This window comes from Mycobacterium sp. JS623 (genome assembly GCF_000328565.1).
GTDB lineage: Bacteria > Actinomycetota > Actinomycetes > Mycobacteriales > Mycobacteriaceae > Mycobacterium.
The window spans coordinates 2,413,885-2,428,194 of sequence record NC_019966.1; the positions used below are offsets into that span (position 1 = coordinate 2,413,885).

Consider the following 14,310-nt stretch of genomic DNA (forward strand, 5'->3'; position numbering starts at 1 on the left):
GCTCGGAGTCAGAAGGGTGGTGGGTCGGCGGCGTATCGGGCGCGGTTGTAAGCGCGTTCGTATTCGATTCGCCGGGTGCGGTCGTGGGTGCGGGTGTGTTTTCGCTTGGGCATGGCCAAGTCGCGATTCGGTTCGGGCGGTGGATTATTCGGTAGTTGTAATGCCCCGGTGGGGGTGGCGAGTTGGGGAAAGAACTGCGCTCCAACGGGTTTGGTGGTGTAGGTGCGTTTACTGGGTGATGTCCACACGATGGTGCCGTCGGGCAGTTGGGAGTCGGTCCAGCCGCAGAAGGTTTTCAGCAGGTGGTGAATCCGGCATTTCAGCGAATTGTTCGACGGGTGGGTCGGCCCGTACGGGTAGGGCACGCTGTGGTCGATATCGCAACTGATGGCGGGTTGATCGCAGCCAGGAAAGCTGCAGGTCAGATCGCGGCACTGGACGAACCGGGTCAACGCCGCTGAGGGGCGGTAATTCGGCTCGGCACCCAGGTCTTTGGCGGTGGGCACCGGCCGCAGGGAGGCGGTGGTGGCCATCTGGGCGACCGTGGCCGCGGGCACCGCGCCGTAGCCGGGCAGATACCCGGGTTTGTCGCTGCTGCCGTCGAGGGTGGCGGCTTCGGCGATCACATTGATCACCACCGCAGTCGAGGACGCCTCGGTGCCGGCGGCGGGGCAGTCGGGGCAGCCACACAGGCACGGCATGCTCATCGCCCGCGCGGCCAGCGGCCTCAGCGCGTCGGTGCGACGCTGGGTGGTGGTGCGCGGATCATCCGGGCACACGGTGGCCGCCAGTTCGTCGAGGGCGGCATCGAAAACTGCCCCATCGGGGCCGCGGACCTCACCATAGATTTCGGCGGTCCCGTTCTGGCTGGGCCGCACCTCGATATGGCGATCCAGATCGCGCTGCTTGGCGATCCGCACCGCCTCGGGATCGGCGTCGATGACCATCCAGTCGACCAGCTCGCAGATCCTCTCCCGCGAGAGTGTGTTCCAGGCCGGCGCTTTGGCGGCCAACTGCTCATCGATGCCGGCCAACACCTCGGGGTCATGAATCAGGTCGGTGCGAAAGATCGCCGCGGCGATCACCCGAAAGTCGACCAGCCCGGCCACAAACACCGCACCCAGTCGTGGGAAGCGTTCGATCAGGGTTTGGCCATAATGCATTTGTGAGGAGGCGCGTTGGCGGCTGATCCCGAGTTCGGCACTGATCTCGGCGGCGATCTGCTCCCAGCCATCGACCACCCAGAAGTTGTGCTCATCGGTCTGCTCATCGATGCGATTGACGGTGTAGCGGCCGATGGCCATCAACTGATGGGCAAACGCGGCACGCTCGCCCTGCTGGGCATCACCCATCAGGTCAAGCAATTCCGCATTCCCACATCCTTCGAACACACATTCGATTCTCCAGAAGCCACCGCCACCCGGCCATACCCAACCGACAACCTGTGGATGAGTTCACCACCGGGGACAACTTCCGGCATGTGTCGGTGCCGTCAGGTATTGCGTCCAAGGGATTAGCCTTGACGGGTGACGCAACCGGCTGATCAGAAGACGGTGCAACGTGCATCGTCGGCGCTCGCCGACGTCGATACCCCGGGGTGGGCGCAGCGGTTCGACCTGCTCTCCGACCCCAATCGGCTGGAAATACTGCTCGTGCTGCACCGCGCGCCGGGGATTTGCGTCGGTGACCTGGCGGCGGCGCTCGGCCGATCGGAGAACGCGGTCTCCCAGGCATTGCGGGTGCTCAGGCAGCAGGGTTGGGTCTCCTCGACGCGTGTTGGCCGGCTGGTCAGCTATCGGCTCGAAGACGAGATCGTGCACGATCTGCTGCACCGGATCGGCGCCAGGCACGGCTGAAAGCTGCCATATGCGCGTGTTGACGATGGACGATCCGCTGCTGGCGGAGCGCCCGGACCTGGCCGGTGCCGGCGAATTACCCGCCCATTCCCGCATAGGCAGTTGGCTTGAGCAGCTGATCGTGTCCCGCACATTGGCGCCCGGCGACAAACTGCCGTCCGAGGTGGAGATCGCCAACGCGCTTGGCGTCAGCCGGATGACGCTGCGACAGGCGCTGAGCGCGATCGAAGCCAAGGGTCTGATCGATCGCCGACGCGGCCGGTTCGGCGGCAACTTCGTCTCCGCACCGCGATTCGAATTCGACCACGCGAGCCTGCCCGGCTTCACCGAGCAGATGCGGCGGATCCGTGTCGAAGCAGGCGCGCGGGTCTTGCGCGCCACGACCCGCAGGCCCGAGGCCGATGTACGACAGGCCCTTGGGCTCACCCGCAGCGCTCAGGTGCATGAGGTGCTGCGCGCGCGACTGGCCAATAGCGAACCGATCGTGTTGGAGGAGGCGTATCTGCCTGCGGCGGTCTTTCCCGGGTTGCTGTCCGCGGATCTCACCGGCTCGCTGTACGCGTTGATGCGGGAATACCACGCGTCGCCGTACTCGGCCGACGAAGAACTCGAGGCCACGCAGGCCAACGACGAGCAGGCCGAAATCCTCGGTGTCGCACCGGCAAGCCCGTTGCTGTTGATCACCCGCACGTCTTTCACCGAGGACGGCATTGCGGTCGAGTTCTCCCGCGATTACCACCGCTCCGATCGCGCGCGAATCCGGATCAAGTCGCGGGTGGAATCGGACTCGGCTGTCCGCGACGCCAGCGGCTGAGGGGCTCCGCGACGAGTTCGGCAGACAACTCGGTCACGATCGCCGGGGCGACGGCTCGCAGATCGGCAGAGGGCTCGTCGGCGCAGACGGCTATGCAGTGCATGCCTGCGGCCACTGCGGCTTGCACGCCGGGGACCGAATCCTCGAAGACCAGCACATCGCGGGGCTCGCGGTTCAGTTTGGCCGCCGCAGTCTGAAACCCCTCAGGGTGCGGCTTGCCGTCGTTGACGTCCTCCTCGGCGATCAGGAAGCTGATCAACTCGCCGGCGGGGCTGCCGTTCAGGACCGCGAGCACGTCGTCGCGCTGGGCACCCGTGACGATGCCAACGGGAATCCCGTTGTCCGCCAATAACTTCACCAGCTGCGCGGCGGCCGCGCCGATCGGGTTGTGCTCGGCGACCCGTTGTTTGTACACGCCCTGTCGTAACCGCAGCAGCTCGGTGATTTCCTCTTCGGTGCCGCGGCCATGACGCGTCACCGCGCGCTCGATGATCTCGCGGTCGCTGCGACCCAAAAGCTCGGCGCGGTAATCCTCTGCGGTCATCGCCCAGCCGAGATGGGTGCGGAACAGCTCGCGGAAGATGTCGAACAGGATGTGCTCATCGTCCGACAGCGTGCCGTTGAAGTCGAAGACGACGGCGGGGTCGGGACTACGTAACCATGCTTCGATCACCTCGGTCGACGGCATGCCCAATAGTCTAGACCTTTAACCGGGCGGAGGTTACAGTGAACCGATGCCGTTTCCGTCGACCGATGCCCAGCTCGACGCGGCGCTGGAGCAGATTCCGGCGCTCGCCGGACGGCCGCGGCAACTGGAGGAATTGTCTGGCGGCCTGACCAATCGCAATGTCAAGGTGACCACCCCCGACGCGATCTACGTCGCGCGATGTACCGAGTCCTCGGCGAACTTCCTGGCCATCGACCGCGACGCGGAGTACCACAACTCCGTCGCCGCCGAACGCGCCGGTGTCGGTGCGCCGGTGATCGACTACCGCCCCGATCTCGGCATCCTGCTGCTGGCATATCTACCTGGAAAGACGCTGCGCAACAGTGACTTTCAGCGGCCGGAGGTGATCGCCAAGGTCGCTGTGGGATGCCGGACATTGCACGCGGGGCCGAGATTCCGTGGCCGCTTCGATATGTTCGAGCGTCAGCCGCAATACCTGAAAACCGTGCTGGACAACGGCTTCAAGCTGCCACCCGACTATCTGGAGTACACCGACGTTTTCGGCCGGATCCGGACAGCGTTGGCTGCCACCGATCAGACGACCGTGCCGTGCAACAACGACCTGTTGGCAGAGAACTTCATCGAAGACGGTGACCGCGTCTGGATCATCGACTATGAGTACTCCGGCAACAACGATCCTTGCTTCGAGCTCGGCAACATCTGGAGCGAGTGCGGCCTGTCCACCGACCAGCTCGACGAACTTGTCACCACCTACTACGGCCGGGCGCTGAGACACAAGACCGCGAGGGCGCACCTGCAGGGCATTGTCGCCAAGTACGGCTGGACGCTGTGGGGCTGCATCCAAAGCGCATCCAGTGCACTCGAATTCGACTTCTGGAGCTGGGGCATGGAGCGATACGAAGCCGCCATCGCCGAATTCAACAACCCGCACTTCATCCGCCTTCTCGACGACGTTCACGCAGGAGACTAAGAACCTTCATGGCCACCACATCGCTACCCGAACGCGCTCATGTCGTCATCATCGGCGGCGGCGTCATCGGCACCAGCGTCGCCTACCATCTGACCAAGCTCGGGATCGCCGACGTGGTGCTGCTTGAACAGGGCCAACTGTCTTGCGGCACAACATGGCACGCGGCCGGACTGGTCGGCCAGCTGCGTGCCTCAGAGAGCGCAACCCGTCTGGTGCAGTACTCGACGCAGCTGTATGCCGAGCTGGAGGGCGAGACCGGGCTGTCCGCAGGCTACAAACAATGCGGGGGAGTGACGGTCGCGCGAACCGAGGACCGGATGATCCAGCTGCGCCGCACCGCAGCCAACGCCGCCGCGTTCAACATGGAATGCGAGCTGCTGACCGGTGAGCAGGCGCTCGAGCACTATCCGGTGATGCGCGTCGACGATCTCGTCGGCGCGATCTGGCTGCCCGGCGACGGCAAGGCCAACCCCACCGACCTCACCTTCGCCCTGGCCAAAGGTGCCAGGATGCGCGGCGCGCGCATCATCGAAAAGGTCAGGGTGACAGATGTTCTCACGTACAGCGGCCGCGCCAGTGGTGTGCGCACCGACCTCGGCGACATCGAGGCCGAGATCGTCGTCAACTGCGCGGGCCAATGGGCCAAACAGGTCGGCGCGATGGCCGGAGTCAACGTGCCATTGCACTCGGCCGAACACTTCTACGTGGTCAGCGAGCGCATCGACGGCGTGCATCCGGATCTACCGATCCTGCGCGACCCCGACGGCTACACCTACTTCAAGGAGGAGGTCGGCGGCCTGGTCATCGGCGGCTTCGAGCCCGAGGCCAAACCGTGGGTTTCACCAGACAAGATCCCCTATCCATTCGAATTCCAACTCCTGGACGAGGATTGGGACCACTTCGAGATCCTGATGACCAATGCGCTGCTGCGCATTCCCGCGCTCGAAGTGACGGGCATCAAGAAGTTCTACAACGGGCCCGAGAGCTTCACCCCCGACAATCAATTCCTTCTCGGGGAGGCCCCTGAGGTTGCCAACTTCTTCGTCGGCGCCGGGTTCAATTCGGTCGGCATCGCCACCGCGGGCGGTGCGGGTCGCGCGCTTGCCGAGTGGATCGTCAACGGAGCAGCGACAAGCGACCTGACGGGGGTCGACATCCGCCGCTTCGCACCGTTCAATGGGAACAATCGCTGGCTACGCGATCGGGTGGCCGAAGTGCTTGGCATCCACTACGAAATCCCGTGGCCCAACCGCGAAATGACGACCGCACGACCATTCCGTCGCTCGCCGGTGCACCACCTACTGGAGGCGGCGGGTGCCAACTTCGGCAGCAAAATGGGCTGGGAGCGCGCGAACTTCTTCGCACCCGGCGGTGTCACGTCGACGATCGAATACACCTGGGGGAAGCCGAACTGGCTGCCATGGTCTGCCGCCGAGCAGACCAACACGCGCACGAATGTCACCGTGTTCGACCAGACTTCGTTCTCGAAGTACCTACTCGTCGGTCCCGGCGCCGAGGCGGCGCTGCAATGGCTGTGCACTGGCGATGTCGGCGTCGAGGTCGGCACGTCGGTCTACACCGGAATGCTCAACGAGCGGGGCACCTACGAGTCCGACGTCACGGTCACCCGCACCGGGCCAGAGGAATTCCTCATCATCAGCAGCGCCGCCACCACCGAACGCGACAAGGACCACATCCGCAAGAACCTGCCCGACGGTGTCAGCGCCTCACTGGTCGACATGACGTCGGCGTACGCGGTGTTCGGGGTGATGGGCCCGAAGTCGCGCGACTTGCTGTCCACGTTGACGTCCGCCGACCTGTCCGACGAGGCGTTCCCGTTCGCCACCAGCCAACAGATCTCACTGGGTTACGCCACCGTACGCGCCACCCGGATCACCTATGTCGGCGAATTGGGTTGGGAGCTCTACGTTCCCACCGAATTCGCGGTCGTCGTCTACGAGGCCCTGATAGAGGCTGGTGCGGGCCGCGGCGGCTACTACGCGATCGAGTCGCTACGCCTGGAAAAGGGCTACCGTGCCTTCGGCCGAGAACTGACCCCGAGCGAGAACCCCGTCGAGGCCGGTCTGCTGTTTGCGTGCAAGCTGAAAACGGACATCGCGTTCCTCGGCCGCGAATCCCTCGAGAAGGCCAAAGCCGAAGGGCCGCGAAAGAAACTTGTCGGATTCAGGCTGGATACGCCCGAGGCGATGCTGTGGGGCGGGGAGCTGATCATGCGCGACGGCGCTGTCGCCGGTCAGGTGACCTCGGCGGCGTGGGGCGAGACAACCGGCGCATGCATCGGGCTCGGCTACGTGCGCGCGTCGGACGGCTCCGTCATCAATGCCGACTGGGCGAACGCGGGCAGTTACGAAGTGAACGTCGGCGGGCAGCTGTACCCGCTCTCGGTATCGCTGAAGCCGCTTTACGATCCTGGCAACGCGCGAATCCGCCCATAACACCGGCACCATCCACATGAACATCTGTTCAGCTAGACAGATAACGCGGTGCGGGCATAGTCTCGAGCCATGACTGTCGTCGAACAGCCCGAACCGACCGATTCGACACGATTCGACCGCAGGGACTGGCCGACAATCGCCGCGATGGGCGGCGTGGTCGTGGCGCTGCACCTGTTCGGCTGGGGTGTGCTCGTGCTCGGGGTGGTACCGCAGCACATCACGCTGGGCTCGGCGGGTGTGTTCGGCGTAGGCCTTGGCGTCACCGCCTACCTGCTGGGCGTGCGGCACGCTTTCGACGCCGACCACATCGCCGTCATCGACAACACCACGCGCAAGCTGGTCGGTGAGCGTACCCGCTCGCTGTCGGCCGGCTTCTGGTTCTCGCTCGGCCATTCCAGCGTGGTGTTCGGGCTGGCGTTCCTGTTGGCGATCGGCGTGCGTGCGGTCGTCGGGCCGGTGCAGGACGAGGGTTCGCCGATGCTCCAGACGCTCGGGTTGGTGGGTTCGCTTGTCGCGGGTATCTTCCTGATCCTGATCGGGCTGTCGAACCTGTTCGCCGCGGTGGGCATCGCCAAGGTGTTTCGCCGGATGCGCAGCGGCGATTTCGATGAGGCCGAGCTCGAGCGGCAATTGGAGAACCGGGGCTTCTTGGCGCGGCTTTTCAGTCGGGTCATGCGCCGGGTGAGCAAACCATGGCACCTCTACCCGGTCGGGCTGTTGATGGGACTCGGCTTCGACACCGCGACGCAGGTGGCGCTGCTGGTGCTGGCCGCGGGAACGGCGGCGTTCACGCTGCCCTGGTACGCGATCCTGGTGTTGCCCGTGCTATTCGCGGCCGGGATGAGCCTGTTCGACGCGCTGGACGGCATCCTGATGTCGCGGGCCTACGGTTGGGCGTTCCTACAGCCGATCCGCAAGGTGTACTACAACCTGACCGTGACGATGCTGTCGGTGATCGTCGCCTTGCTCGTCGGCGTGATCGTGCTCGCAGGCCTAGTGGCCGATCGGTTTGGGGTGGAGTCGGGTCCGCTGGCGGTCATCGCGTCGGCGAACCTGGAGTTCGTCGGCTTCATGATCGTGGGGCTTTTCGTCGCTGCGTGGTTGATCGCGCTGGCAGTCTGGCGATTCGGGCAGCTCGAGAAGCGCTGGGCCCCAGCGCTTGACGCGCCCTAGTGCCGTTTCGAGGGTGGCCACGGCGGCTCGCCGCACAGCGCCAGCAGCGCGTTCTCGACAACTTCGGGCAGCGCGGGATGAATCCAGTATTGGCCGCGCGCCATCTCCTGCGCAGGCAAGTCGAAGGCCATCGCCTGAATTAGCGGCTGAATCAACGATGACGCCTGATGACCCATGATGTGCGCACCGAGAATCAACCCACTGTCGTCATCGACGATGAGCTTCGTGATGCCGGTGGTGTCTTCCATCGCCCACCCGTAGGCGACGTCGGCGAAATCCTGGACCTTGACCTTGATGTTGAAACCCTTTGCCCGGGCTTGATTTTCGGTCAGTCCGACGCTGGCGATCTGCGGGTCGGTGAACACCGCGGACGGTACGTACCGGTGACTGGACGGCATCAACGCGTCGGTGTCGTCCCAGTCCTGCAGCAGGTTGTGCTTGACCACCCGGGCCTCGTGGTTGGCGACGTGCTTGAGTTGATAGTCCGATGACACGTCGCCAAGCGCGAAAACGCCACGCGCCGAGGTGCGTTGGTATTCGTCAACGACGATCTGACCGCCGGCAGTGACTTTGATGCCTGCCTGCTCGGCGTCCAGCAGGTCGCCGTTGGGCACTCGGCCCGTCGCGACCAACAAGGTGTCGCCACGCAAAGTCGTGCCGTCCGTGCACCGGATTTCGACGCCGTCGCCGACGGCACGCGCATCGGCTAATTCGTGGTGGCTGCGGATCTCCCACTTCTTGCTGGCGAGGTCGGTGAACCGCATGGTGATCTCATCGTCGTGGCCGCGCAGCAGCGTGCTGCCCCGGATCAACAGCGTGACTCGGCTGCCGAGTGACGAAAAGATATGGGCGAACTCGCATGCCACGAAACCGCCGCCGATGATGATCAAGTGATCGGGCACATCGGCGATGCGCATGATGGTGTCGCTGGAGTGGTAGGGCACGCCGCATTCGGTGACGGCATCGGGCGCAACGGCCCGGGAACCGGCTGCGATCACGACCTGGTCTGCGGTGAACTCGTCGCCGTCATCGGTGCGCAGACGGTATCGGCCGTCGGCCAGCGGTGGCCGAAATCGCGTGTGGCTGGCGAACACCTGTACGTTCGGAGAAGACCGTCGGTAGTTCTCACCGCCCATTGCGATCGGATCGATGCGGCCGAACACGCGGGACACGATGTCGCTGAACCGCACGCCGTCGACGTGGGCGTCGACCCCGTATTGCGCTGAGTTGCGGGCGGTTTGGGCCACGTCGGCGGCGTAGACGAACATCTTCGTCGGGATGCAGCCGACGTTGAGGCAGGTGCCGCCGAACACGCCTTGCTCGCAGATCGCGACCCGCTTGTCGGCGTAGCGCTCGTCGATGATCGAGTTGCCGGAGCCGGTGCCGATGATCGCGATGTCGAAATGGGTCACGTGTCACCCTCGCTCGGATTGAGTTGTCGCATCTGAAGTTTCGGCCAGATACCAGTCCAGCCACTGGTCCACGGCCCGATACGCCGCGTGCCGCGACTCGGGCACCGACAGGAACACGTCGTGCTTGGCGTCGACGATCGGCACGATCGTCGAGCGATTGCCGATGCAGCCCGCCCACCGCGCGATCTGCTTGACGTCGAGCACCGCGTCGCCGCGCTGGATCTCGTCGACCTTGGCGGGGTCAGTGACCTCCCGCACGCTGTGGTCGGAGCGCAGGATCAGGTTGGGCACCCCGACGTCGAGCCCGCGGTGCAGCTTGGTCTGCGCGCGGCGGACGGCGTGCAGCCAGCCGAACGTGACGGGGAAGCCACCGATCGGCTTCCATGCGAGGTTGTAGTCGAACTCGCCGCCGTATGCCTTGTGCAGGGTGGCCCCATATCCGCCCTCCGTGGCCGGGCGCAGCACCCGCTTCTTGTTGATGCGCGACATCGCGCCGATGGCCGCCCGCGTGGGCGCGCTGCGCAGAATCGCCGGGCCCTGCAGATCCAGCCACGGGCTGTTGAGCACCAGGCCCCTGATACGCCGCCGTGCCGTCTCGCCGCGACGTCGCACCCGGTCAAGCCACAGCGCGACGATCAGTGCCCCGGTGGAATGCGCGCAGACCAGAAGGTCGACTTTTGGAGCCGCTCCGGCGGCGACATCAGATCCGGTGTCTTCGGCTATCAAATCTAGCGCCCGCTCCAGTTCTGCGTCGTAGCGGGCCAGGTCGGTGGTGAAGTGCGGCGTCTGCCCCTCGCGCCATGACCGCCCGCATTTGTGCTGGTCCAGCGCGTAGACGGCGAAGCCGCGGGCGGCGAAGTGGTCGGCTTGTTCGGTGTTGAAGAAGTAGTCGGTGAAGCCGTGCACCAGCAGCACGGCGCGGGTCGCCGACGGGGTGGGCTCGCCGCGGCGCACCAGCGTGGCGGCCAGCTCGCCCTCACCGTCGGGGTCCGGGCCAAGGTCGAAGGTCTGCTGCCAGTAGCCAGGCAGCACGTCGGGCTCCCATCGAGGCACAACAGTTACCTTAGTGGCGCACGTCGACGGACCCGGGCCGATGAGGATCCGACCACGGCGGGATAGCCTGAACAGCGATGTCTGACCCGAAGGCCGCACGGACTGACGTCGTCCTGGTGGGCGCCGGCATCATGAGCGCCACACTCTCCGCGCTGTTGCAGCAGGTGGAACCGAACTGGTCGATCACGTTGGTCGAGCGCCTTGACGGTGCTGGCGCCGAAAGCAGCTATGCGTGGCACAACGCGGGGACCGGTCATGCGGGGTTGTGCGAGCTGAACTACACGCCCGAGCGGCCCGACGGCTCGATAGAGACCACCAAGGCGGTTCAGGTCAACGAGCAGTTTCAGGTGACGCGGCAATTCTGGGCGTACGCGGTCGAGAACGGGCTGCTGCCCGATGTGCGCAGCTTCCTCAACCCCATTCCGCACGTCAGCTTCGTGCGTGGCGCGGGCGCCGTCGGTTACCTGAAACGCCGGCACGACGCACTCGTCGGCAATCCGTTGTTCGCGTCGATGGAGTTCATCGAGGACACAGATGAATTCGCCAAGCGACTGCCGCTGATGGCCGAGGGCCGTGATCTCTCCGATCCGGTGGCGCTGGCCTGGGCGCAGGACGGCACCGACGTCGACTTCGGGGCAGTGTCGCGACGGCTCATCGGCCGCGCGGCGCAACGGGGGATGGTCACGCTGTTCGGTCACGAAGTGCGTGATCTCACCAGGCAATCCGATGGCAGCTGGACCCTGTCCGTCGTCAACAGGCGAACCGGCGGCAAGCGAAAGCTCAACGCCAAGTTCGTGTTTGTCGGAGCCGGTGGCGGCACGGTGCCGCTTCTGCAGAAGTCGCGGATACGGGAAGCCAACGGGTTCGGCGGTTTTCCGGTCGGCGGCGCGTTCCTGCGCACGGATCGGCCCGATCTGACCACCGCGCACAAGGCCAAGGTCTACGGCCAGCCACCGCCGGGTGCACCGCCGATGGCGGGTTCGCACCTGGACACCCGCGTCATCAACGGCAAGTCCTGGCTGGTGTTCGGACCGTTCGGGAGTTGGTCGCCCAAATTCTTGAAGCACGGCCGGCTCACCGATCTTCCGTTCTCGGTGAAGCCCAACAACGTCGCGCCGATCCTCAAGGTTGGGGTCGCCCAGGCGGGATTCGTGAAATATCTGATCGGCCAGCTACTGCAGTCCGACAGCGAGCGGATGCACATATTGCGCGAATTCGCCCCCCGCGCAGTCGATTCCGATTGGGAACTGGACGCCGCGGGTCAGCGGGTGCAGGTGATCCGGCCCGTCAAGGGCAAGGGCGGGGTGCTGGACTTCGGCACAACGGTGTTGTCCTCGGCCGACGGCACCATCGCGGGGCTGCTGGGCGCCTCGCCGGGAGCCTCTACTGCGGTGCCTGCGATGCTCGACGTCATGGAGCGCTGTTTCGCCGACCGCTATCCGTCCTGGCTGCCCAAGCTGAAAGAGATGGTGCCGTCACTGGGCACCGAATTGTCGAACGAGCCGGCGTTGTTCGAGGAGGTCTGGTCGTGGGGGACAAAGGTACTGAAATTGGATGAGCAATTGGATTCCGTCCGCAACGCGACGGCAGCCGAATGACTGTCGCGCTACGCCGCAGCTGGGCCAAGGACCTCGACGCCGCGACGCTGTACGAACTGCTCAAGCTGCGGGTTGAGGTGTTCGTGGTCGAACAAGCCACTCCGTACCCGGAACTCGACGGCCGCGACCTCGACGCCGAAACGCGCCACTTCTGGCTGGAAGGCCCCGACGGCGAAGTCATCTCGACGCTGCGGTTGATGGAGGAGCACCCCGGCGGGCAGAAGGGCTTCCGGATCGGTCGGGTCTGCACCAAACGCAACGCCCGCGGACATGGCCATACCAACCGGCTGCTGCAGGCCGCGCTGGCTGAGGTCGGCGACTATCCGTGCCGCATCAATTCGCAGACCTACCTCGCGGAGATGTACGGCAGGCACGGATTCGTCCGCGACGGCGACGAATTCCTCGACGACGGCATCCCGCACGTGCCGATGATCAAGGCGGGAGCGGGATCACCGTGATACCGAGCTATCCGTTCAGCGCGATCGTCGGCCATGACCGGCTGCGGTTGGCGCTGCTGTTGTGCGCGGTGCGGCCCGAGATCGGGGGTGTGCTGATCCGCGGCGAGAAGGGCACGGCGAAGTCGACGGCAGTGCGAGCGCTTGCGCATGTGCTGGCCGAAGTCGATGGGGCGTCGTTGGTCGAATTGCCGATCGGCGCCACCGAAGATCGTGTGGTCGGCTCGCTGGACCTGCAGAAGGTGCTGCGCGACGGCGAGCACGCCTTCCAGCCGGGTCTGCTCGCCCGCGCACACCGGGGCGTCCTCTACGTCGACGAGGTGAACCTGCTGCATGACCACTTGGTCGATGTGATCCTTGACGCCGCCGCGATGGGCCGTGTCCACGTCGAGCGCGACGGCGTCTCGCACAGCCACGAGGCCCGCTTCGTATTGATCGGAACGATGAATCCCGAAGAGGGCGAACTGCGTCCGCAGCTGCTCGATCGGTTCGGGCTCACGGTCGACGTACACGCGTCACGCGACGTCGAGGTACGCGCCGACGTGATCCGGCAACGGATGGCGTTTGAGGCCGATCCCGCCGCGTTCGCCGAACGCTATGCTTCAGCGGACGCCGAGTTGACGCGGCGTGTTGTAGCTGCCCGGCTTCGGGTGAGTTCGGTTACATTGCCGGACAACGAGTTACGGCGCATCGCGGCGCTGTGCGCGGCCTTCGACGTCGACGGGATGCGCGCCGATCTGGTGGTGGCACGCACGGCTGTCGCGCACGCAGCGTGGCGAGGCGCCGACACCGTGGCGGAGCAAGACATTCGGGTGGCCGCAGAACTGGCGCTGCCGCACCGCCGTCGCCGCGATCCATTCGACGATCCTGGCCTCGACCCCGACCAGCTCGACGAGGCGATGGCGCAGGCCGGCGAGTCCGCAGCCGAACCAGAGCCGGAACCCGAGCCGGACCCGCCGGGTGGTGGATCGGATTCGGGCCAGAGACCCGAAAATTCGGCGCCGCAACGTAATTCGAATTCGCAGACCCGGCCGAACGCCGCGCCGTCGCCGGTGTTTCGGACTCGGGCGCTGGTAGTGCCCGGTGTCGGCGAGGGGGCACCTGGCCGGCGCTCGCGGGCGCGTAACCGCACGGGCAAGACGATCTCGTCGACCAACGCGCGGGACGCGGGTCACGGCGTGCATGTGTTCGGCACACTGCTGGCCGCCGCGGGTCGCCAGCGCCGCCCCGGCAGGCCGCGCCCCGAACCGGATGACGTGCGTCGGGCGATCAGGGAGGGCCGTGAAGGCAACCTCGTCATCTTCGTCGTCGACGCCTCGGGTTCAATGGCCGCGCGTGACCGGATGTCTGCCGTCGGTGGCGCGACGTTGTCGCTGTTGCGCGACGCGTACCAGCGCCGCGACAAGGTGGCCGTGATCACGTTCCGGCAAACCGACGCTCAGTTGTTGTTGCCGCCGACGTCCTCGGTGCACATCGCGAGCCGACGGTTGGCCCGGTTCGACACCGGCGGGAAAACGCCACTGGCGCAAGGCTTACTGGCCGCACGCGACGTGGTGGTGCGCGAGAAGGCGCGTGACAGGGCACGGCGCAGCCTCATCGTCGTGCTCACCGACGGGCGCGCTACGGGCGGGCCGGATCCACTGGGCCGGGCCCGGGCGGCCGCCAGCCTGCTTGTCGCCGAGGGTGCCGCGACCGTCGTCGTGGACTGTGAAACCTCATACGTGCGTTTGGGTTTAGCCGAGCAACTCGCCAGCCAGCTCGGTGCGCCTGCTGTGCGCTTAGCACAATTACGCGCCGATGCGCTCACCGGCGTCGTGCGCACGGCCGCATAAGGA

At 65.6% G+C, this 14,310-nt stretch carries 12 protein-coding genes; 8 read left to right on the forward strand and 4 right to left on the reverse strand.

The window, feature by feature from the left end:
* Nucleotides 1-8: 8 nt before the first annotated feature.
* Complete coding sequence (locus MYCSM_RS11750; RefSeq protein ID WP_041311871.1) at nt 9-1,391, reverse strand: HNH endonuclease signature motif containing protein; 1,383 nt, start codon at nt 1,389-1,391, stop codon at nt 9-11.
* A gap of 135 nt (nt 1,392-1,526) precedes the next feature.
* Between MYCSM_RS11750 and MYCSM_RS11755 the strand changes: the two genes are divergently transcribed.
* Together MYCSM_RS11755 and MYCSM_RS11760 are read left to right on the forward strand one after the other, a co-directional pair.
* Nucleotides 1,527-1,856, forward strand: coding sequence for an ArsR/SmtB family transcription factor (locus tag MYCSM_RS11755; RefSeq protein WP_015306371.1), 330 nt, complete (start codon nt 1,527-1,529; stop codon nt 1,854-1,856).
* Nucleotides 1,857-1,866: 10 nt separating this feature from the next.
* Nucleotides 1,867-2,670 (forward strand): GntR family transcriptional regulator, encoded by an 804-nt coding sequence (locus tag MYCSM_RS11760; RefSeq protein WP_015306372.1) that lies wholly within the window; start codon nt 1,867-1,869, stop codon nt 2,668-2,670.
* Here the strand turns inward: MYCSM_RS11760 and MYCSM_RS11765 are convergent.
* Nucleotides 2,621-3,358, reverse strand: a complete 738-nt coding sequence (locus tag MYCSM_RS11765) for an HAD family hydrolase (protein WP_015306373.1) — start codon at nt 3,356-3,358, stop codon at nt 2,621-2,623. The two genes, MYCSM_RS11760 and MYCSM_RS11765, sit on opposite strands and share 50 nt — an antisense overlap.
* Nucleotides 3,359-3,404: 46 nt before the next feature.
* On the opposite strand from MYCSM_RS11765, the gene MYCSM_RS11770 reads away from it, so the two are divergent.
* The 3 genes from MYCSM_RS11770 to MYCSM_RS11780 all read left to right on the forward strand — a co-directional run bounded on the left by MYCSM_RS11770 (nt 3,405) and on the right by MYCSM_RS11780 (nt 7,957).
* Nucleotides 3,405-4,328, forward strand: coding sequence for an LPS biosynthesis choline kinase (locus tag MYCSM_RS11770; protein ID WP_015306374.1), 924 nt, complete (start codon nt 3,405-3,407; stop codon nt 4,326-4,328).
* A gap of 8 nt (nt 4,329-4,336) precedes the next feature.
* Entirely contained in the window at nt 4,337-6,784 is a 2,448-nt protein-coding gene (locus MYCSM_RS11775; RefSeq protein ID WP_015306375.1) for a GcvT family protein, read from the forward strand.
* A gap of 69 nt (nt 6,785-6,853) precedes the next feature.
* The gene (locus MYCSM_RS11780; protein ID WP_015306376.1) at nt 6,854-7,957 is read left to right on the forward strand and encodes a HoxN/HupN/NixA family nickel/cobalt transporter; all 1,104 of its coding nucleotides are present in this window, start codon (nt 6,854-6,856) and stop codon (nt 7,955-7,957) included.
* Here MYCSM_RS11780 and mtr read toward each other — a convergent pair.
* Nucleotides 7,954-9,369, reverse strand: coding sequence for a mycothione reductase (gene mtr / locus MYCSM_RS11785; protein ID WP_015306377.1), 1,416 nt, complete (start codon nt 9,367-9,369; stop codon nt 7,954-7,956). The two genes, MYCSM_RS11780 and mtr, sit on opposite strands and share 4 nt — an antisense overlap.
* A 3-nt stretch (nt 9,370-9,372) precedes the next feature.
* Nucleotides 9,373-10,422, reverse strand: a complete 1,050-nt coding sequence (locus MYCSM_RS11790) for an alpha/beta hydrolase (RefSeq protein WP_041311877.1) — start codon at nt 10,420-10,422, stop codon at nt 9,373-9,375.
* Between the two features lie 77 nt (nt 10,423-10,499).
* Between MYCSM_RS11790 and mqo the strand changes: the two genes are divergently transcribed.
* From mqo to MYCSM_RS11805, 3 genes are read left to right on the forward strand one after another with little or no spacing between them, the layout of a single operon-like run.
* Nucleotides 10,500-12,020, forward strand: coding sequence for a malate dehydrogenase (quinone) (gene mqo, locus MYCSM_RS11795; RefSeq protein WP_015306379.1), 1,521 nt, complete (start codon nt 10,500-10,502; stop codon nt 12,018-12,020).
* Nucleotides 12,017-12,478: a GNAT family N-acetyltransferase gene (locus tag MYCSM_RS11800; RefSeq protein WP_015306380.1), complete on the forward strand. Its 462-nt coding sequence runs from the start codon at nt 12,017-12,019 to the stop codon at nt 12,476-12,478. The genes mqo and MYCSM_RS11800 overlap by 4 nt, the downstream gene beginning before the upstream one ends.
* Nucleotides 12,478-14,307 carry a magnesium chelatase subunit D family protein gene (locus MYCSM_RS11805; RefSeq protein WP_083906398.1) on the forward strand — a complete coding sequence of 610 codons (1,830 nt, stop codon included), beginning with the start codon at nt 12,478-12,480 and terminating at the stop codon, nt 14,305-14,307. The genes MYCSM_RS11800 and MYCSM_RS11805 overlap by 1 nt, the downstream gene beginning before the upstream one ends.
* Nucleotides 14,308-14,310: the final 3 nt, after the last annotated feature.